13 protein-coding genes are annotated in these 18,114 nt (G+C 66.2%); 3 read left to right on the top strand and 10 right to left on the bottom strand.

Annotation, left to right across the window (positions count from 1 at the left end; all coding sequences use genetic code 11):
• Positions 1–6: 6 nt before the first annotated feature.
• The 7 genes from ABWW33_RS24555 to ABWW33_RS24525 form a co-directional block, all read right to left on the bottom strand.
• Positions 7–2,466 (bottom strand): TonB-dependent receptor plug domain-containing protein, encoded by a 2,460-nt coding sequence (locus tag ABWW33_RS24555; RefSeq protein WP_353404121.1) that lies wholly within the window; start codon positions 2,464–2,466, stop codon positions 7–9.
• A gap of 64 nt (positions 2,467–2,530) precedes the next feature.
• On the bottom strand, positions 2,531–3,061 hold the full coding sequence (locus tag ABWW33_RS24550) for a RidA family protein (protein WP_176655410.1): 531 nt from the start codon (positions 3,059–3,061) through the stop codon (positions 2,531–2,533).
• A 13-nt stretch (positions 3,062–3,074) separates the two neighbouring features.
• Positions 3,075–3,497: a c-type cytochrome gene (locus ABWW33_RS24545; protein WP_353404120.1), complete on the bottom strand. Its 423-nt coding sequence runs from the start codon at positions 3,495–3,497 to the stop codon at positions 3,075–3,077.
• Positions 3,494–5,101: a flavin monoamine oxidase family protein gene (locus tag ABWW33_RS24540; RefSeq protein WP_176655408.1), complete on the bottom strand. Its 1,608-nt coding sequence runs from the start codon at positions 5,099–5,101 to the stop codon at positions 3,494–3,496. The genes ABWW33_RS24545 and ABWW33_RS24540 overlap by 4 nt, the downstream gene beginning before the upstream one ends.
• A gap of 389 nt (positions 5,102–5,490) precedes the next feature.
• Entirely contained in the window at positions 5,491–7,362 is a 1,872-nt protein-coding gene (locus ABWW33_RS24535) for a TnsB C-terminal domain-containing protein (RefSeq protein WP_353404119.1), read from the bottom strand.
• Positions 7,362–7,508, bottom strand: a complete 147-nt coding sequence (locus ABWW33_RS24530; RefSeq protein ID WP_353404118.1) for a hypothetical protein — start codon at positions 7,506–7,508, stop codon at positions 7,362–7,364. Before ABWW33_RS24530 ends, ABWW33_RS24535 begins: the two co-directional genes overlap by 1 nt.
• A 264-nt stretch (positions 7,509–7,772) precedes the next feature.
• On the bottom strand, positions 7,773–10,049 hold the full coding sequence (locus tag ABWW33_RS24525) for a DEAD/DEAH box helicase (protein ID WP_353404117.1): 2,277 nt from the start codon (positions 10,047–10,049) through the stop codon (positions 7,773–7,775).
• Between the two features lie 176 nt (positions 10,050–10,225).
• Between ABWW33_RS24525 and ABWW33_RS24520 the strand changes: the two genes are divergently transcribed.
• Positions 10,226–11,209, top strand: a complete 984-nt coding sequence (locus tag ABWW33_RS24520; RefSeq protein WP_353404116.1) for an alpha/beta fold hydrolase — start codon at positions 10,226–10,228, stop codon at positions 11,207–11,209.
• Positions 11,210–11,313: 104 nt separating this feature from the next.
• On the opposite strand, the gene ABWW33_RS24515 is transcribed toward ABWW33_RS24520, so the two are convergent.
• From ABWW33_RS24515 to ABWW33_RS24505, 3 genes are all read right to left on the bottom strand, one after another.
• Positions 11,314–11,562 (bottom strand): hypothetical protein, encoded by a 249-nt coding sequence (locus tag ABWW33_RS24515; protein WP_353404115.1) that lies wholly within the window; start codon positions 11,560–11,562, stop codon positions 11,314–11,316.
• A 49-nt stretch (positions 11,563–11,611) separates the two neighbouring features.
• The gene (locus ABWW33_RS24510) at positions 11,612–11,887 is read right to left on the bottom strand and encodes a hypothetical protein (RefSeq protein WP_353404114.1); all 276 of its coding nucleotides are present in this window, start codon (positions 11,885–11,887) and stop codon (positions 11,612–11,614) included.
• Between the two features lie 144 nt (positions 11,888–12,031).
• Positions 12,032–12,838: an SDR family oxidoreductase gene (locus ABWW33_RS24505; RefSeq protein ID WP_353404113.1), complete on the bottom strand. Its 807-nt coding sequence runs from the start codon at positions 12,836–12,838 to the stop codon at positions 12,032–12,034.
• A gap of 76 nt (positions 12,839–12,914) precedes the next feature.
• On the opposite strand from ABWW33_RS24505, the gene ABWW33_RS24500 reads away from it, so the two are divergent.
• Both ABWW33_RS24500 and ABWW33_RS24495 read left to right on the top strand, forming a co-directional pair.
• A complete protein-coding gene (locus ABWW33_RS24500; RefSeq protein ID WP_353404112.1) occupies positions 12,915–14,537 on the top strand; it encodes a M28 family peptidase in 1,623 nt (540 codons plus the stop codon).
• Positions 14,538–14,637: 100 nt separating this feature from the next.
• On the top strand, positions 14,638–18,096 hold the full coding sequence (locus ABWW33_RS24495) for a DUF6701 domain-containing protein (protein ID WP_353404111.1): 3,459 nt from the start codon (positions 14,638–14,640) through the stop codon (positions 18,094–18,096).
• The last annotated feature ends 18 nt before the right edge of the window (positions 18,097–18,114 follow it).

Genomic DNA, 18,114 nt, shown 5'->3' with positions numbered 1-18,114 from the left:
ACAGGCTTAGAACTTGTAGTTGGCGCGGGCGTAGTAGTAGCCGCCGTTGATGCCGAACGGCGAGAACGAAGGCAGTATCGTCACCGCCGCGTTGTCGCCGGCCGCGCGCTGGTCGGCCAGCAGCGCCGGGTTCACGCCGTTCGGATACTGGTTGAACAGGTTGTTGGCGCCGACCGCCAGCGACCATGCGGGACTGATCTTGTAACCCACTTCCAGGTCGGTGATGGCCCTGGCCGAGATCTCGGTCTTGTGATAGACCGAGCCGTCCTCGCTGCCGTACTCCGACGACTTGCCGTAGATCGCCTCGCGCAGGTTGACGGTCCAGTTGCCGATCTTCCACAACGCGCCCAAGTTGACGCGCACTTTGGGCGACGCGGTTTCCAGGTCCGAGATCGCGGTCTTGTCGAGCAGCGTCTGCGGCAGCAGCTGGGTCGGCGCCTGGTTGATCTTGGTCACCTCAACCTTGTTGTAGTTGGCCGCGATGCTCCAGTCCACCTTGCCGGCGGTGCCGTAGTTCTCGTTCAGCGTGGTGACGAATTCGAAGCCGCGGCTGCGGGTGTCGACCGCGTTGGAGAAGATGTTGATGCCGGTCTGGCTGACGGCGCTGTCGAGCACATTGCCGTTGGCCTTGATCGCCGCCACCACGGCCGGCGAGTTGGTGCCGCCGCCCGAGCCGTACAGCGCGCCGGAGCCGACGATGCGGTCGCGGATCTTGATCTGGTAGGCGTCGAAGGTGATGGCCAGGTTGCTGGCCGGGTTCAGCACCAGGCCCAGGCTGAAGTTGGTCGAACGCTCGGGCTTCAGGCCGTCCACGCCGACCAGCTTGGCGCCGGCCGAATTCGGCGCCAGCTGCACGAAGGCGGTGGTCGGGCCGACGTTGGTGGCCGAGTAGTATTCCTCGGCCAGGGTCGGCGCGCGGAAGCCGTTGGAGAAGGTGCCGCGCACCGCCGCCGCCGGCGTGATGTCGTAGCGGGTGGTCAGCTTGCCGACCTTGGCGTTGCCGAAGTCGCTGAAGTGCTCGTAGCGCGCGGCGAAGTCCAGCGTCAGGTCGGTGATCGGGTTGCCGGCCAGGTCGATGTAGGCCGCCTCGTTGGTGCGGCGGTGGCTGCCGGCGTCGGTCAGCGAGAAGCCCGGATACGACTGCGAGCCTTCCTTGTAGCGCGAGGCAGGGTCGCCCGCTTCGATCTCGTACTTGTCGATGCGGTGCTCGATACCGCCGGCCACGTTCAGCGGCTTGGCCCAGCCGACGTTGAACTCGCGGCTGGCTTCGAGGGTGGTGGTCAGCTGGCTGGCGATGAAGGCGCCGGCGCTGAACACGGTCGGCGAGGCGCCGGTGTCGTTGAACAGCGAGACGTTGCCCGAGTCGGCCACGCCGATCTTGCTGGTGTCCTTGCCGTAGGTGGTGCTCAGGTCCATGTTCCAGCCGCCGACCAGGCCCTTGATGCCGGCCGTCAGCGCGTAGTCGTCCTGCTTCATGGTTTCTTTCGGCGAGAAGCCGGTCGGATAGATCTTGGGCAGGCGGTTCGGCAGACGGTAGTTCTCGTAGGCGCGCGCTTCCTTGCGGCCGTAGGTGGCGATCGCGTACAGCTGGCTGTCAGGCGTGAGGTCGTAGCCGAAGTTCGCCGCCAGCACGTTCAGGTGGTACTGCGCGTCGCCCGAGATGTGGTTGACGTGCGGGTAGCCCGGCTCCTGGAACATGCCCGGGTAGGCCGCCATGTTGGCCGGATTGACGACGCGCGGGTCGATGCCGCCACGGTCGCTGTAGCCGTGGTATTTCGATTCGGCGGTCAGGCTCAGGAAGGCGTCCTTGAACGGCTCGACGCCGACGTTGGCCGAGGCGTCGCCGGTGCGGCCGCCGCCGTCGACGTAGCCGCCGCCGGTGGCGCTGGCGGTGCCGCCGTGGTTGTTCGACTTCAGGATGATGTTGATCACGCCGGCGATGGCGTCGGAGCCGTACTGGGCGGCCGCGCCGTCCTGCAGCACCTCGATGTGGTCGATCGCCGATACCGGAATGTAGTTCAGGTCGGCCGCTGCGCCGCCCTGGTATGGTCCGCCCAGCACGGCCAGGTTGGCGGTGCCGTGGCGGCGTTTGCCGTTGATCAGCACCAGCGTGTTGTTCGGGCTCAGGCCGCGCAGGCGGGCCGACAAGGTCAGGTTGGCGGTGTCGCCGCCGAAGGCTTGCGCCGTGAACGACGGCAGGTTCTGCGCCAGCGCCTGGATCAGGTCCGGCTGGCCGGTGCGCTGCAGCGAGGCGGCATCGAGTACCTGGATCGGCGAGGCGCTGTTCTCCACCTTGATGCCGCTGGAGCGGGTGCCGGTGACGATCACCGCGCCGGCCGAGGTGGCGTTGGCGGCATCGGCCGGGACGGCAGCATCATCGGCGGCGGCGTTGGCGGCGAACGCGGCGCCGAACGACAGGGTGGACAGCACGGCTGCGACGCCGATCTTGAGTGTGGCCTTATGCATATTTAATCCCCATTGAATAAAAAAGAAAGTAAGACCTGTATCCCCGGATGACCTGGATATCCGGTTATTTTTTGGCGGCGACCACTTCGATCTCGACCAGCCAGCCCGGGTTGCTCAGCGCCGCCACCTGCACCACGGCGCGCGCCGGCAGGTTGGGCTGGTTGGCCTGGGCGCCGAAATACTGCGTGTACGCTTCCATGAAGCCCTTGGTGTCGGCCTTGCCGCCCTTGGCCGGATCGCCGACCAGGAACACGCTCATCTTCACCACGTCGGACATCTCCAGCTTCATGCCCTCGAGGACTTCCTTGATCTTCTTGAGCACCGACTCCGACTGGGTCTTGGTGTCGCCGAAGGCGGCCAGCGAATCCGGGGCGGCGCTCTTGTCGACGATGGCCGGCACCTGGCCGCTGACGAAGTGGATGGTGGCGGTCGACGGCACGCTGACGGCCAGCGCGATCGGGAAATCGGAGCCGGGGATCTTGTGGCGCACGATGTCTGCGGCGGCTTTGGGCGCGGCCTTCGGTGCGGCCTGGGCGCCGAAGGACAACAGGCCCAACGCGGCCGGGATCAACAGGGTTGCGAGTGCTTTTTTCATGTGGTGTGCTCTTTCAATGTTTGTTGGATACCTGGCCGTTGCTGAACGGCTCGACCTGCAGCATGGCGCGCAACGCCGCCACTTCCGCCTCGGTCAACGGCTCGGCCTTGTTGCCCCAGCCGCTGCGTACGAAGCTCAGGACGGTGGCGATGTCGGCGTCGCTCAGGCTGTCGCTGAAGTCGGGCATGCCGCCCCGCCCTTTCAGCAGCACGGTGGCGACGTCGGTGCTTTTCCCCTGCACGAACTTGTTCCCTGCCAGCGCCGGGAAGGCGCCGGGTATGCCCTTGCCGGTGGCCTGGTGGCAGGCCGCGCAGTTTTTCAGGAACAGCGCCTTGCCGTCCGCAGCGCCCGCGTCCTGCGCGCGCGACGGCGCCGTGGCGGCCGCCGCCAGCAGCGCCACGACGGCCATCGCGGCCTTGATCAGCACTTCCTTCATGCGCTGGCCCTTTCATGGATCTTGGCGATCTGCTGCCATGCCGATTCGATGGCGCCGGCCTGCCAGCCGGTCAGGTAGCTCAGGTGTTCGCCGGCCAGCAGCACGCGGCCCTCGCCTTCGAGCAGCGTCGGGTAGGCGGCGGCGCGGGTCTTCTCGGTCCATTCGGCCCAGCCGCCCAGGTTGTATTGCACGCGGTGCCAGGCCACCGAGAACGAGGTCTCGAAGCTGTCGGTGTACTGCGGGAATATCTTCTGCCCGGCCGCCAGCGCGAAGTCCGCGCGCTCCTTCGGCGACAGCGCGCTGACCTCGATCGCCGCCGTCTGGTACTGGTAGTAGCCGAGCAGCACGCCCTTCTTCTTCTGGAAGCCGTAGGACGGCATCGAGATCGTGTTGATGCCTTTCAGGTCGGTCAGCACGTGGCCGCCGTAGATATGCTCGTCCTCCTCCCAGAAGCGGCGCTTCATCTGCAGGCCGATCTTGCCGACCGGCGCGTAGGCCACCGTGGCCACGGCCTTCTTGAACTTGTCCGAGAAGTCGGTGTCGATCTGGCGCAGCACCGACAGCGGCATCGCGCACAGGCAGTAATCGGCGCTGATGCTGGCGACCTTGCCGGTGCCGGTGTCCTTGAAGGTGACGGTGACGCCCTTGTCGTTCTGGCGGATGGTCTGCACTTCCGACTTGTAGCGGATGTTCTTGCCGACGCGCTTTTCAAACGCCTTGGCGATGGAGTCCATGCCGCCGACAGGCTGGAACATGGTGTTCTGCATCGGGAAGTCCTGCACCGCGCTGTAGACGTTGCCCAGCTTGGACGCCAGCAGGTCCTTGAAGCCCAGCGGATCGGACAGCGTGCCCGGGCCGGGCGAAGTGCCGGCGCCCGGATTGACGGCGAAGCCGCGGCCGGTGCGGCCCTTGTACTGCAGGTCGGCGCCGGCCAGCTGGCCTTCGTGCGCCAGGTAGTCCAGCAGCAGGCGCTTGTCGTCGGCCGTCAGTTCCTGGTCCAGCTGGTTGTTCTTGACCGACTTGGCCAGCAGCTCGGAGACGTGGCCGCGCATGTCGGCCTTGATCTCCTTGATGCGCATGCGCTTGCCGGCGAAGGGGCCGGCGTTTTCCGAGTAGACGAAGGAATGGTCGTTGTCGTTGACCATCACCTCCAGCGGCACCTCGAACAGGCGCGTGTAGTGCAGCGTGGACTGGTGGTGCAGCGGGATGCGCCATGGGCCGTGGTTGATGTAGTGGCCGTCGTCGAATTCGCAGGTTTGTTTTTCGCCACCGAGCTCGGTCAGGCTGAAGCCCTTGCGCGCGGTCTGGCAACGGCCGCCGGCGAAGGCGCGCGCCTCGAGGATCTGGCACTGGTAGCCCAGCTTGCCCAGCTCGAAGGCGGCGGTCATGCCGGCCAGGCCGGCGCCCAGTATCAGCACCTTCTTGCCTTTGCCGCTGCCGCTCAGCTCCGGCGGCGCGGACGCCGTCGAGCCTATGCCCATGCCCCATGCGTTCATGGTATTGAGCAGCAATCCCGTGCCGCCGACCGCCGCGGCGCGATATAGGAAATCCCTTCGCGTGAATGAACTAAACGATTTAAACGGTTTTACTGTTTTACTGTCCATCTGCTTCCTCACCAGTCTGCTGAAAGATCCTTGGGCGACTTGCGTCCCCATAGTTCCTGTCTAGCAAGTGGCGTGCCACGAAGTCACAACAAAATAAACAGTGTTCGTAACCACGGGAAGCCTTATGGCATAAGGCTCGGCGACATCAAACAATGTTTGTTCGGCGATGGCGAAAACATTGTTCTTTGCTCCAACGGGGCGCTTCCGGCGACAAACTTTATTTGTGCCGCATGGACTTTATTTTCGGCGTGGCGGTCACGCGCGCCAAGCGCGGCGCGGGCCGGTTGGAAACGGCTCCACCCTGCCGCACCAGCAAGTGGCACGCACCGGCATGTCGCAAAGTGGTCTGCACGGCGCTGGATCGCGCCGTTGGCTATCAAGCTATGGAATCAGTTAGCGAAGCTGGCGAAAGCCTGCGTAGTGGTACGTAGCGGCGTGTTGGCCGAGGTGGCGGGATTGGCGACGGTGCGCGGCAGGCGGGCGATTTCCGCCGCCGACAGCTGCTGGTGCGCGGCGCTGCCGTCGGCCAGGTGGCAGGCGTGGAACTGCATCGGCGCGTTCGGGTCCAGCAAATAAACCATGTCCATGTTGGACGGATCGTAGGCGATGCGCACGCTCCACTGCCCGCGCAGGCGCGCGCGCTCGAACCAGCGTTCGTTGATGGCGCGGGCGCAGGTGTAAATACTATCGAACAGATGGATGCCGTCGCCGGCGACGTCGGCTTGCGCCACCGGCATCAGGCTGCAGCGTATCAGGTGCTCGGGATAGGTCCGCAGGCTGCCGCCGCGATGGGCCACACCCCAGTCCCACAGCTGGCGCGGCGTGGCGCCGCCGGCATGCGCCAGTTGCTGCCGGTTGTTGTAGTACAGGATGCAGTCGACCACGATGCGGGTGAACTGCTGCAGGTCGAGCACGCCGTCCAGGCGGCACGGCAGTCCGTCGGCGTGCGGCGCCACCAGGCGGAAGCGCTTTTCCAGCACGGCCTTCCAGTCGTCCGGGCCGTGGTCGACGGTTACGCAGCGCAGGTTGAAGTTGTTCAGCAGCGCATCGCGCTCGGCGTCGCCGGTCAGCGCGCTGTTGGCGAACAGCGTCTCGGGCAGGTGGCGGCATGGCCACTGCGCCGCCTCGATGCGGCGGCCCAGCTGCTGGCTGTAGCGCTGCTTGTCGGCGCCGCAGTTGGCCAGCGCCAGCATCGCGTGCTGCCAGTTGGCCTGGCCCATGCCGATGTAGACGCCGGTGACCATGCGGCTGTACGAGTCGAGCGCCAGGTAGACCAGCGGCCGGCCGATGGCCTGGTGGCGGTCGGCGCGCGAGACCAGCTGCACCTCGGCGCGCACCGCGTCGAGGTAGAAGCCGGCGCCGGGACGGCCGCCGGCCGGCAGCGAGGCGAAGCGCGCGGACGCGGCATCGGGACCATTCGCGGCGGCGACGGCGGCGGCGGTGTTGGCGGCAATGTTGACGGTTGCGGCGGCGTTGCGGCGCACCACTTCGGGCGGGCGGTCGTCGTCGTGATCGAGCCAGTAGTTGAACTGGCCGAAGGTCGGCAGCACGGCGTCCTGGCTGCCCGCCACCGTCAGCACGCGGCCGCTGTCGGCGTCGATATGGCGCTCGATGAAGAAGTCGGCCAGCATCTGCTGGTAGGCGCCCAGCCGCGAGAACTTGTCGTGGCCGGCCGCGTAATGCGCGGTGGCGACGCGGAAGGTGCGGCGGATTTCCTCGTCGGCGTTCAGGCCCGGGCCCGCGTCGGCGCCGCTCTTGCGCGGGCGCCCCCGCTTGACGCCGGCCGACGCCTGGCGCACCTTGCCGCGCCCGCCGGAGTTGCCGTAGTCGGGCAGCAGCGCGTTGGGCGTCTGCCCGCGCTGCCAGTAGCGGCGCAGGTAGCGGTAGATGGTCGGGTGCGACACGCCGTGCGCCTCGGTGGCCTGGGCGATCAGCTGGCCGCGCTGGCGTGCCTCGTAGATGCCCGGCTCCAGCGCCACCAGCGGTTCGACGATGGCCCACGCGCGGGCGCGCAGTTGCAGGTGTTTGGCCGGCAGCAGCTCCTGGCTGACGACCATCAGGTAAGGGTCGGCCGGCAACACGCTGGCGTGGCCGGCACGAATGTCGGCATGCAGTACCGACAGCTGGATCAACTCGACGTCGGCCGAGCGGGCCGCCACGTCAAATACATAGGCGTGGCTTTGCTCGGGAGCGATCCACAGGATGCGGACGGTGCGCGGAGACGGATGCGTGTACTGCAGCAGGTCGTTCCGCAACAGCATCAGCGGTCCTTGTCAGAGAAGGAGGCAACGTTAAACGGCCGCGTATCGATGAAGATCGAATGCAGGCCGACCTGGTCTTGCTCGCGCAAGACTTGCGGCTTGATGGCGTCGACAAAAGTAATCCACAATTTCCTGAATTGAGTCATTTCAATACTCCCATGCTAAACGACGTGTCTCAGGTGGAGGCATCTCAAGGGATGCCTTTTATAACGATTGTGCTATCAGCCATGCAATAAGCGGGCCAGGCATGCCGGCGCGGCGGCGGCGCTATGGGAGCGCGGTGGGCAGGCGGTGCGCGGGTTGGTGTACGAGCAATATTTAAGGCTCGCCAAGCTTTGTTTTGGTGCAACGCAGCACCGTGCTCGTGCACTGCGCGGACGTGAAAACGGGGCCTTGCGGCCCCGTCGTGTTTAGTATTTCTTGCCGGCTGGCTTGGACTTGAACTTGTCCTTCTGCCCCGGCGCCGGCTTCTTCGGCGGCGTGGACTTGCCCGACTCCGGCGGCATGCGCTCGGCATGGCTGATCTTCAGCTGCGCGCCGCCGACCCACACCTTGCCCAGGTGCTTGAACAGCTCGGGCGGCATGCCGTCCGGCAGTTCCAGCATGCTGTAGGTGTCGAAGATCTCGATGCGGCCGATGTGCTTGGCTTCCAGGCCCGCCTCGTTGGCGATGGCGCCGACGATGTTGGACGGCGTGGCCGCATGGTTGCTGCCCACTTCGATGCGGAAGGCGCTCATCGGCAGGGCGATCTTGCCCGGTTTTTCCTTTTTCTTCTTCGGCGCGGCCTCGTCCAGCTCGGTGCTATCGACGCGGGCGGCCTTGGCCAGCGGCGAAGCGGCCGGCGCCGCCGGGGCGGCGGATGCGGCGGGCGCGGCCGACGGGGCGCTCCGGACCGGCGCCGGACGGGCCGCCGGAGCCGGGGCTGGCGCCGGGGCGCCGTCACCGCTGTCGCGGCTGATGCGCAGCTGCTGGCCGGCCACCTTGATGCCGGCCAGGTGCTCCAGCACGTCGCCGCTCAGGTCGTCCGGCATGTCGAGCACGCTGTAGTCGTCGTAGATCTCGATGCGGCCGATGTTCTTGGAGTCGATGCCGCCCTCGTTGGCGATGGCGCCGACGATGTTGCCCGGCTTGACGCCGTGCTGGTAGCCCACTTCGATGCGGAAGGTCTGCATGCCGGCGTCCGGCGCGCGCACGATGCGTTCCTTTTTCGGGAAACGCTCGCTGCGGTCGGCACGCTCCGGACGCTCGCCGCGCTCGAATCGGTCGCCCCGGTCGCCACGGTCCTGGCTGCCATGGCGTTCGAAGCCGACCTGGCGGCCCGGACGCTCGTCCCAGGTGGCGGCGGCGGTCTGCTGCTTCTTGTCGAGCAGCAGCGGCACGTCGCCGCGCGCCATCTTGGCCAGCGCGGCGGCGATCTCGATCGCCGGAATGTTCTGTTCGCGCTCGAAGTCCTCGATCAGCGACTGGAACTGTTCCAGCTCGCCCTGGGCCAGCGTTTCGCTGATCTGCGACTTGAATTTGGCGATGCGCACGTCGTTGACGGCCTGGATGGTCGGCAGCTCCAGCATGCCGATCGGCTGGCGGGTGGCGCGTTCGATCGACTTGAGCAGGTTCTTCTCGCGCGGCGTGATGAACAGGATCGCCTCGCCGCTGCGGCCGGCGCGGCCGGTGCGGCCGATGCGGTGGGTGTAGCTTTCCGGATCGTGCGGCACGTCGTAGTTGACCACGTGACTGATGCGCTCCACGTCCAGGCCGCGCGCGGCGACGTCGGTCGCCACCAGGATGTCGATCTTGCCGTCCTTGAGCTGCTGGATGGTGCGCTCGCGCTGCGCCTGCTGGATGTCGCCGTTGATGGCGGCGGCCGAGAAGCCGCGCGCCTGCAGCTTGCTCGCCAGTTCCTCGGTACCGAGCTTGGTGCGCGAGAAGATGATCATGCCGTCGAAGTTCTCCGCCTCCAGGATGCGGGTCAGCGCGTCGAGCTTGTGCATGCCCGACACCAGCCAGTAGCGCTGGCGGATGTTCTCGGCGGTGCCGGTCTTGGCGGCGACGGTGATTTCCTTCGGATTGCGCAGATAGGTGTTGGCGATGCGGCGGATCGCCGACGGCATCGTCGCCGAGAACAGCGCGGTCTGGCGCGACTCCGGCGTCTCCTGCAGGATGCGCTCGACGTCGTCGATGAAGCCCATGCGCAGCATCTCGTCGGCTTCGTCCAGCACCAGCGTCTTCAGCTTGGACAGGTCGAGCGAACCCTTGTCCAGGTGGTCGATGACGCGGCCCGGGGTGCCGACCACGACGTGCACGCCGCGGCGCAGAGCCGACAGCTGCGGGCCGTAGCTCTGGCCGCCGTAGATCGGCAGCACGTGGAAGCCGGGGATGTGGGCGGCATAGGTCTGGAACGCCTCGGCGACCTGGATCGCCAGTTCGCGGGTGGGCGCCAGCACCAGCGCCTGCGGCGTGGTCTGTTTGATATCGATGCGCGACAGGATGGGCAGCGCGAAGGCGGCGGTCTTGCCGGTGCCGGTCTGGGCCTGGCCCAGCACGTCCTGGTTGTCCAGCAGCGAAGGGATGGTCGCGGCCTGGATCGGCGACGGCGACTCGTAGCCGACCTCTTTCAGGGCCTTGATCAACGGCGCACTGAGGTTCAGGTCGGAAAAAAGGGCGATGGGGGATACGGGATTTGCAGACATGGCGTCACTCACAAGTATGTTCGAATCGCCTAATTGCGAAAGAAATTTGTGCGTAGTTTACTCTCTCTGGCCGGTTCGGGACCTTTTTTGCTTAAAACCGCCTGTTTAGACGCCAAAGCGCGACGTTCGCAAATGGCCTATATTGGCGGCATCCCCTGTTCCGGAGCGATTCCACCATGCGCAATCTGTTCATCCTCGCCGCCGCCCTCGCCGGCCCGGCGTCGGCCGCAACCTACGGTCCCGAACTGCAGGGCTTCGACTACCCCTATCCGCTGCGGCACTACAGCTTCAGCTCGCAGGGGCAGCAGCTGCAGATGGCCTACATGGACGTGGCGCCGTCCGGCGCGGCCAACGGCAAGACCGCCGTTCTCCTGCACGGCAAGAATTTTTGCGGCGCCACCTGGGAGCAAAGCATCGCCGCCCTGAGCGCGGCCGGCTACCGCGTGGTGGCGCCCGACCAGATCGGCTTTTGCGCGTCCACCAAGCCGGAACGCTATCAATACAGCTTCCAGCAGCTGGCCGCCAATACCGAGGCGCTGCTGCGTCACCTCGGCGTGTCACGCGCGGCGCTGGTGGCCCACTCCACCGGCGGCATGATCGCCACCCGCTATGCGCTGATGTACCCGGACAGCGTGTCGCGGCTGGTGCTGGTCAATCCCATCGGGCTGGAAGACTGGAAGGCGCTCGGCGTGCCGTCGCGCGGCGTCGATCAGTGGTATGAGCGGGAGTTGAAGCTGTCGGCCGACAGCGTGCGCGCCTATGAGAAGTCGACCTACTACGTCAACCGCTGGAAGCCGGAGTACGAACGCTGGGTCGACATGCTGGCCGGCCTGAACGCGGGACCGGGCCACAAGCAGGTGGCGTGGAACTCGGCGCTGATCTACGACATGATCTTCACCCAGCCGGTGGTCTACGAATTCCCGCTGCTCAAGGTGCCGACCACGTTGATGATAGGCGATGCCGACACCACCGCCATCGGCAGCGACATCGCACCGCCGGCGGTCAAGGCGCGGATCGGCCGTTACGACGTGCTGGGCAAGCAGGTCGTCAAGCAGATCCCGCAAGCCACGCTGGTGGAATTCCACGGCCTGGGTCACGCCCCGCAGATGGAAGACCCGGCCGCCTTCCACCGCGCCCTGCTCGAAGAGCTGGCCAAATAAAAAAAGAGACAGGTTGGACCCTGTCTCTTTTCTTGCGCCGCCCAGGCCCTGAGGGTCCGGGGCGGCACGTCATGCACTGGCGGGGGCCAGAACTAACGTCCAAATTACTTGCTGGCTGCCGGCTCCGAAGCTGCTGGTGCTGCCGGTGCCGAAGCTGCCGGTGCGCTGGCGGCTTTTGCAGCCTTGGCCTTCTTGTGATGCACTTTCTTGGCTGGTGCGCTCGCTGCCGGTGCCGATGCGGCTGGAGCCGGGGTCGATGCGGCGGCGGAGGCGGAAGCCGAAGCGGCTGGAGCTTGAGCGAATGCGGCACCTGCGAACAGGGTGGCGATCAGGGTGGCGATGACTTTTTTCATGATTCAGTTCCTTAGTGGTTTATATGGTTTAGCTAATTAATGCTTCGACTTACTTTGCTGCGACGGTGACTTTGCTGTCCGCCTTGGCGACCGGTGCTGGCACCGCGGCTTTGTGTTCTTTTGCCTTGTGATGGACTTTGGTTTTTTCAGTCTTGACTTCCGCTTTGGCCTCGGCCTTCACTTCAGGCTTGACTTCGGTTTTCGCTTCGACTTTGGCCACGGCTGGCTTGACTTCAGGAGCGGCGGCGGTGGCGGCGACTGGCGCTTGTGCGAATGCTGCGGTAGCGAACAGGCCGGCGATCAGGGAAGCGATAATTTTGGTCATGATGTATTTCCTTTTTCTAGTTTCGGCATCGGGACAATCCCGTGTCGCATGAGCAAAAAACGCGGTCCGCCTGCGCTGAGTTGACCGGCATTACAACCTCTTACCGACTCTTACACTCGCTTACAACTGACCTCAATGCGGACCTCAGCACGGCTTGACGTCGTCCTTGAGCGCCGCCAGCGCCATCCTCTCCACCAGGCCCGGAGCGATCAGCTTCATCCAGCGTCCCAGCTTGCCCTTGGCCGACATCACCACTTCGCGCTTGCGCCCCTCCATGCCGGCCAAGATCAGCGCCGCGCACTGCTCCACCGGCATCGCCTTGTCCTCTTTCAGGCTGCTGCTGCCCAGCGCCCCGCCGGCGGCGTTGAAGCCGCGATGGCGGATCTGCGTCGCCACCACGCCCGGATACGCCAGCGTCACGCTCACGCCCGCCGATTTGAGTTCCGCCCGCAGCGCCTCGAAAAAGCCACCCATGGCGAACTTGGTGGCGCTGTAGGCGGTGCGCCCCGGCACCCCGACCAGCCCCGCCAGCGACGACACCGCGACGATGGCGCCGCGCGACTGCTTCAGATAAGGCAGCGCCGCGTGCGTGCACCACACGCTGCCCCACAGGTTGATCGTCATCAGTTCCTGGTACCACGCCAGGTCCGCGACCTCCTCGAACAGCGCATGCGCCGAGCGGCCGGCGTTGTTGACCAGCGCGTCGATGCGGCCGTAGCGCGCCACGCAGGCCTCCACCAGCGCCGCGCACTGCGCCTGCACCGCGACATCGGTCGGCACCACCAGGGTCTGGGCGCCGGCCGCCATGCATTCCGCAGAAACCTGCTCCAGCGTGGATCGATTGCGCGCCGCCAGCACCAGCGCCACGCCCGCGCCGTGGCGCCGCGCCAGCTGCCGCGCCATCTCCGCGCCGATGCCGTCCGAACCTCCGGTGATGATGATGACCTTCATATGTCTCCCTGATTGTGTTGAACTACCGTGTAAGATAACCGGCTTCAGCATCGAATCACATCTTTTCGGAGTCAACATGCGTCTTCCCCTGTTCGCCATCGCCGCCACCCTCGCCCTGCAAGCGAGCGCCCAGCAAGCCCCCAAAGTGACGGAAGCGCCGCTGCGCGCCCACTTATCCTTCCTGGCGGACGACCTGTTCGAAGGCCGCGGCACCGGACAGCGCGGCGGCGACCTCGCGGTGCGCTATCTGGAGACCCAGGCCGCCATCATCGGCCTCAAGCCGCTGGCCGGCGGCGGCTACCGCCTGCCGGTGAAGATCGAGGGCACGAAGCTGTTGGAACGCAGCTTCGTGCGCTTCGACGCCGCCGGCGGCAAGAGCACGACGCCGAAGAACGGCAGCGAGATCGTCTTCGGCACCGCCGGCGGCAAGTCCGACGTCGCCATCGACGCGCCGCTGGTGTTCGTCGGCTACGGCGTCATCGCGCCCGAGGAAAAATGGGACGACTACAAGGGCCTCGACATGAAGGGCAAGATCCTGGTCATGATGGTCAACGACCCGCAGCCCACCGCCGAGGAACCGAACCGCTTCGCCGGCAAGGCCTACACCTACTACGGCCGCTGGCTGTACAAATATGAGGAGGCGGTGCGCCAGGGCGCCGCCGGCGTGCTGCTGATCCACACCACGCCGTCCGCCTCCTATCCGTGGAGCGTGCCGGCCAATGGCTTCAGCCACGAGCGCTTCCACCTGGCCGGCGGCGGCAATCCGGTCGAAGGCTGGCTGCAGGAAGACACCGCCCGCGCGCTGTTCGCCGCCGGCGGCTACGACCTGGACGCGCTGCGCGCCAAGGCCGAGCGCCGCGACTTCACGCCGGTCGACCTGAAGACCCGCGTGCACGCCGAAGTGCACAGCGCGATCCGCCAGATCGAGCAGTTCAACGTGGCCGGCATCGTGCCCGGCAGCGACGCCAAGCTGAAGGAGCAGGCCGTGGTCTACTCGGCCCACTGGGACCACCTGGGCATCGACGAAGGCACGCGCCGCGACGACAAGACCGACCACACCTGGAACGGCGCCATCGACAACGCCTCCGGCGCCGCCGCGCTGCTGGCCATGGCGGCCGAAGCGGTCAAGCATCCGGCCAAACGCACCCAGGTCTTCCTGTGGCCGGCCGCCGAGGAACAGGGCCTGCTGGGCAGCGCCGCCTACGTGCAGAACCCGGCCTGGCCGCTGGCCCGGACCTCGGCCGACCTCAACCTCGACAGCATGAACTTCGTCGGCCTGACCAGCGACATCGGCGTCGCCGGCGCCGAGCGCAGCAGCCTGTATGAGGCGGCCGGCACGGTGGCCAGGCAGATGGGCCTGAAGCTGGCGCCAGCCATTCCCGACCTGTCCGGCGCCTACTTCCGCGCCGACCACTTCAACTTCGCCCGCGCCGGCGTGCCGGCGTTCAACGTCGGCTCGGCGGTGTTCTCCGGCGACGGCCACTTCAGCTTTGTCAAGGATCCGGTCAAATCGGCCGCGCGGCTGGTCGCCTTCAAGCAGGACTACCACCAGGTCACCGACGAATACCACGCCGACTGGGACCTGTCGGGCATGGTGCAGCAGGCGCAGTTCACGCTCAACCTGGGCTACGCGGTGGCCAACGCGCCGGCGATGCAGACCTGGAAGGCGGGCGACGCCTTCGGCAAGGTCAAGCGCTAACCCTGAGCAGGCGCATCGTCGTCGGATATATGCCACACGGCAACGCCCGGGAAACGCCTATAATTCAGGCAGGAATTTTCCGGTGTGAGCGGTGTGGGATATGAAACTCAAATTCGCGTGGCTTGTTCTTTCGACCATGTTGCTGGGAGGCCTGGCGCAGGCCGCCACGCTCGACTTCAATGGCGGCGCCGTGGCTGGCTGCACGTACAACAGCCCGACCAGCACCTATACCTGCAGCGCGCTGCTGCTGCCCGTCTATAACGACAGCGTGGCCATCGCCAGCGGGTATACCGTGGTGGTCAACTCGGGGGTGAGCCTGGCCTACAACCAAAGCCTGCAGATGAGCGGCAGCGCCAGGCTGCAAACTTCCGGCAGCAACAACCTGGACCTGTCGCAGATCAACCCCAGCCTGCTCAACGCCACCGGCAGCCTGGCGGCGGGCGGCAACTTCCTGCTGGGCTCCGGCACCTTCGGCGGCGCCGTCAGCGCCAACGGCCAGGCCAGCGTGGCCACCGGCGGCGCCATCACCGGCAGCGTGACCGCGGCCTCGCTGCAGACCGGCTCCTCGGTCAACATCGGCGGCACGGTGGGCGTCAGCGGCACCATCGACCTCGGTTCCAGCACCACGATAACGGGCGCCGTCAGCGGCGCCTCGATCAGCACCAACTCCAACGTCAACATCGGAGCGCTGGCGGTCGGCGGCACCGTCAACCTGGGATCGGGCAACACCATCAACGGCCCGGTCGCCGGCAGCAGCATCAGCACCAACGCCAACGTGGTCATCACCGGTTCGGTCAGCGTCAACGGCCTGGCCAACCTCGGTTCGGGCAACCAGATCGGCGGCAGCCTGAGCGCCGGCTCGGTGCAAACCAATTCAGGCACGCGCGTCGGCGCCGGCATCACCTCGGCCGGCACCATCGACCTCGGCTCCGGCGCGACCGTGGTCGGCAGCATCAGCGGCACCACCATCACCAGCAACTCGTCGCTCGCCGTCACCGGCAACGTCAACGCCAGCAACTCCTTCACGCTGCCGTCCGGCAGCAGCGTGACCGGCAACATCACCGCGCCGACGGTGACGCTGAATCCGGCAGGCTCCACCGTCAAGGGCGATATCGTCGCCTCCAGTTCGCTCGAAGTCGGCAGCGGCAGCACCATCACCGGCAACATCTCGGGCGGCTCGCTGACCCTGCGCTCGGCCAACGTGACCGTCAACGGCAACGCCACCTTCACCGGCGACGTCGACATCGGCTCCCAAGGCACCATCAACGGCGACCTGTCGGCCCGCAACGTCACCACCCACGCCTCGGGCGACTATATCAGCGGCAACGCCGCGGTCAATTCGATTTACCTGGACCACGGCGCCACCGTCGGCAAGACCATCACCTGCACCGGCGCCGGCGCCAGCAACTGCAGCTGCGTGACCAAGCCCAGCTCGTACAACTACAACCCCACCTGCGGCGCCGCCACGCCCAGCGGCATCGACCACTTCCTGATCAACCACAGCGGCTCCGCGATGACCTGCCAGCCGCAGACGGTCACCGTCACCGCCTGCGCCAACAGCGCCTGCACGGCGCCGCACTACAGCGCCAGCACCCAGGTCACCTTGTCGCCGGGGAATCAGGTGGTGACCATCAGCGGCAGCGGCAGCGCCTTCGTCCAGCAGTTCACCGCCGGCCCCGCCACGCTGTCGGCCAGCGCCCCCGGCGTCACCGCCACCACCTGCGTCAATTCCGCCGACCCGTCCAGCAACGCGCCGTGCGTGATGACCTTCGACGACAAGGGATTGATGGTGACGGTGCCCGACCATCTGTCGATGGCGAGCAGCGTCAACGTCGTCGTGCAGGCGCTGCAGGCGCAGGGCAACAACCTGGGCTGCGTGCCGCTGCTGAAAAGCGTCACCGTGCCAGTCGGCTTCAGCTGCACCTACATCGATCCTGATCCCGGCACCGCCGCCACGGTGCCGGTGAAGATCACGGACCAGAGCGGTAGCGTCAAGGATGTGGCCTGCGGCGGCGCCTTGACCAACGTGACGCTGAGCTTCGACCCCAACGGCATGACTACCACCAGCCCGCCCCCCCTCTTTCAGTATCCGGAGGTGGGCAAGCTCAACCTGAAGGCCAGCTACACCGCCGCCAGCGGCTTCAACGCCTATGGCAACACCAGCGTCACGGTGGCGCCGGCCAAGATCAAGATCAGCGTGCAGCGGGTAAATAATATGCCGGTAATGGGGCCGGGCGTGTTTGCCAACGCCAGCGCGCCGTTCAATGTCACGCTGTCGGCGATTAACACGTCAGGCAACGTCACCACCAATTTCGGCAAGGAAAGCACGCGCGAGAGCTTTAAGCCTACCTATGCGATTGCCAGCACGAATCCGTACGGTGTTGTCACCACCGGACAGTTCGGCCCGATCACCAATGGCGTGTCCACCACGGCGTCCACTGGCCTCGGCGGCAACACCACCGGCCCGTGGAGCTACAGCGACGTCGGCTACATCACGATCTTGTCCACGCTTGCCAACAACACCGCCAACTACATGGGCAACCCGGCTGCCGGCTTCAACACCCAGGGGACGCTGCAGGTGGGCCGCTTCATCCCCGATCACTTCGACGTACTGCTGCCGCCCAAGGCGGTTGCGCCGGCCGCGCCGGTGTGGGGCGAATTGCCATCCAGCCAGAATACCGGCGTGACCATGAAATGCTCGCAGGCAGGCGGTATGAACAACCCCTGCCCGGCGCCGTACGACGTCAGCGGCAGCTTCATCTACTCGAAGCAGCCGTTCTACGTGCTGATCAAGGCCTACAACGGCGCGGCCACGCCGGCGCTGACGCAGAACTACAGCAGCGCTCCGCCGTCGCCGGCCACCGCGTTTGCGAAAGCCATCACGCTGTCCGCCTGGACTGCGGCCGGCGGCAGCACCGCATGGCCGGCCGGCACCCTGGTCAATGCCAATACCACTCCCCCGACCACTCCTGTCACCTTCGACAAGGGCGTCGGCATGGCGCTTGCCGCCAGCCTGCCCAACCTCGCCTTCACCAGCACGCCGACAGCGCCCAGCCTGGTCTACGTGCGCGCGATCGACGCCGACCTGGTCACGTCGGCACGCAGCAGTCCGGCCACGTCGACGGAAATCCCGCTGACGGTGGTCAGCGGCCGCATGCAGCTTGGCAACAACTACGGTTCCGAAACGTCCAGCATGCCGATGGCTGTGCAGTCGCAGTACTATTTGGCCGCAGCCGGCGCCTACGTGTTCAACGCCGCCTATACGGCCGACGCGCAGGGCATCGGCGCCAGTCCCGGCATCACCTTCACCAATTGCAAGAACGGCCAAGGCGTGGCGATCGCCTGCCCGGCGTTTACGGTCAAAAGCCCAGGCAGCCTGACTTTCAACAATGGCAAGGCCAGCTTCCTGATGGCCGCCCCCAACACGGCCGTCTCGACCGACGTGACGCTGAATCCCGCCAGCTGGTCCAACCTGTATCTGCCCGCCGTCCCCGGCCGCGCGACCTTCGGCGTCTACCGTTCCGGCCCGGTGATCTACATCCGCGAAGTGCATAACTGAGTACCGCTGCAGCGCCAC

The sequence above is a fragment of the Duganella hordei genome (assembly GCF_040369125.1).
Classification (GTDB): Bacteria; Pseudomonadota; Gammaproteobacteria; order Burkholderiales; family Burkholderiaceae_D; genus Rugamonas; species Rugamonas hordei.
This window is presented reverse-complemented; position numbering and strand designations above follow the sequence as displayed.

Excerpts from the sequence above, each read along its gene's own strand:
- ABWW33_RS24525 (WP_353404117.1), bottom strand. The coding sequence starts at position 10,049 with ATGTCTGCAAATCCCGTATCCCCCATCGCCCTTTTTTCCGACCTGAAC.
- ABWW33_RS24495 (WP_353404111.1), top strand. The coding sequence starts at position 14,638 with ATGAAACTCAAATTCGCGTGGCTTGTTCTTTCGACCATGTTGCTGGGA.
- ABWW33_RS24505 (WP_353404113.1), bottom strand. The coding sequence starts at position 12,838 with ATGAAGGTCATCATCATCACCGGAGGTTCGGACGGCATCGGCGCGGAG.
- ABWW33_RS24555 (WP_353404121.1), bottom strand. The coding sequence starts at position 2,466 with ATGCATAAGGCCACACTCAAGATCGGCGTCGCAGCCGTGCTGTCCACC.
- ABWW33_RS24540 (WP_176655408.1), bottom strand. The coding sequence starts at position 5,101 with ATGGACAGTAAAACAGTAAAACCGTTTAAATCGTTTAGTTCATTCACG.
- ABWW33_RS24535 (WP_353404119.1), bottom strand. The coding sequence starts at position 7,362 with ATGCTGTTGCGGAACGACCTGCTGCAGTACACGCATCCGTCTCCGCGC.
- ABWW33_RS24530 (WP_353404118.1), bottom strand. The coding sequence starts at position 7,508 with ATGACTCAATTCAGGAAATTGTGGATTACTTTTGTCGACGCCATCAAG.
- ABWW33_RS24545 (WP_353404120.1), bottom strand. The coding sequence starts at position 3,497 with ATGAAGGAAGTGCTGATCAAGGCCGCGATGGCCGTCGTGGCGCTGCTG.
- ABWW33_RS24550 (WP_176655410.1), bottom strand. The coding sequence starts at position 3,061 with ATGAAAAAAGCACTCGCAACCCTGTTGATCCCGGCCGCGTTGGGCCTG.
- ABWW33_RS24515 (WP_353404115.1), bottom strand. The coding sequence starts at position 11,562 with ATGAAAAAAGTCATCGCCACCCTGATCGCCACCCTGTTCGCAGGTGCC.
- ABWW33_RS24500 (WP_353404112.1), top strand. The coding sequence starts at position 12,915 with ATGCGTCTTCCCCTGTTCGCCATCGCCGCCACCCTCGCCCTGCAAGCG.
- ABWW33_RS24520 (WP_353404116.1), top strand. The coding sequence starts at position 10,226 with ATGCGCAATCTGTTCATCCTCGCCGCCGCCCTCGCCGGCCCGGCGTCG.
- ABWW33_RS24510 (WP_353404114.1), bottom strand. The coding sequence starts at position 11,887 with ATGACCAAAATTATCGCTTCCCTGATCGCCGGCCTGTTCGCTACCGCA.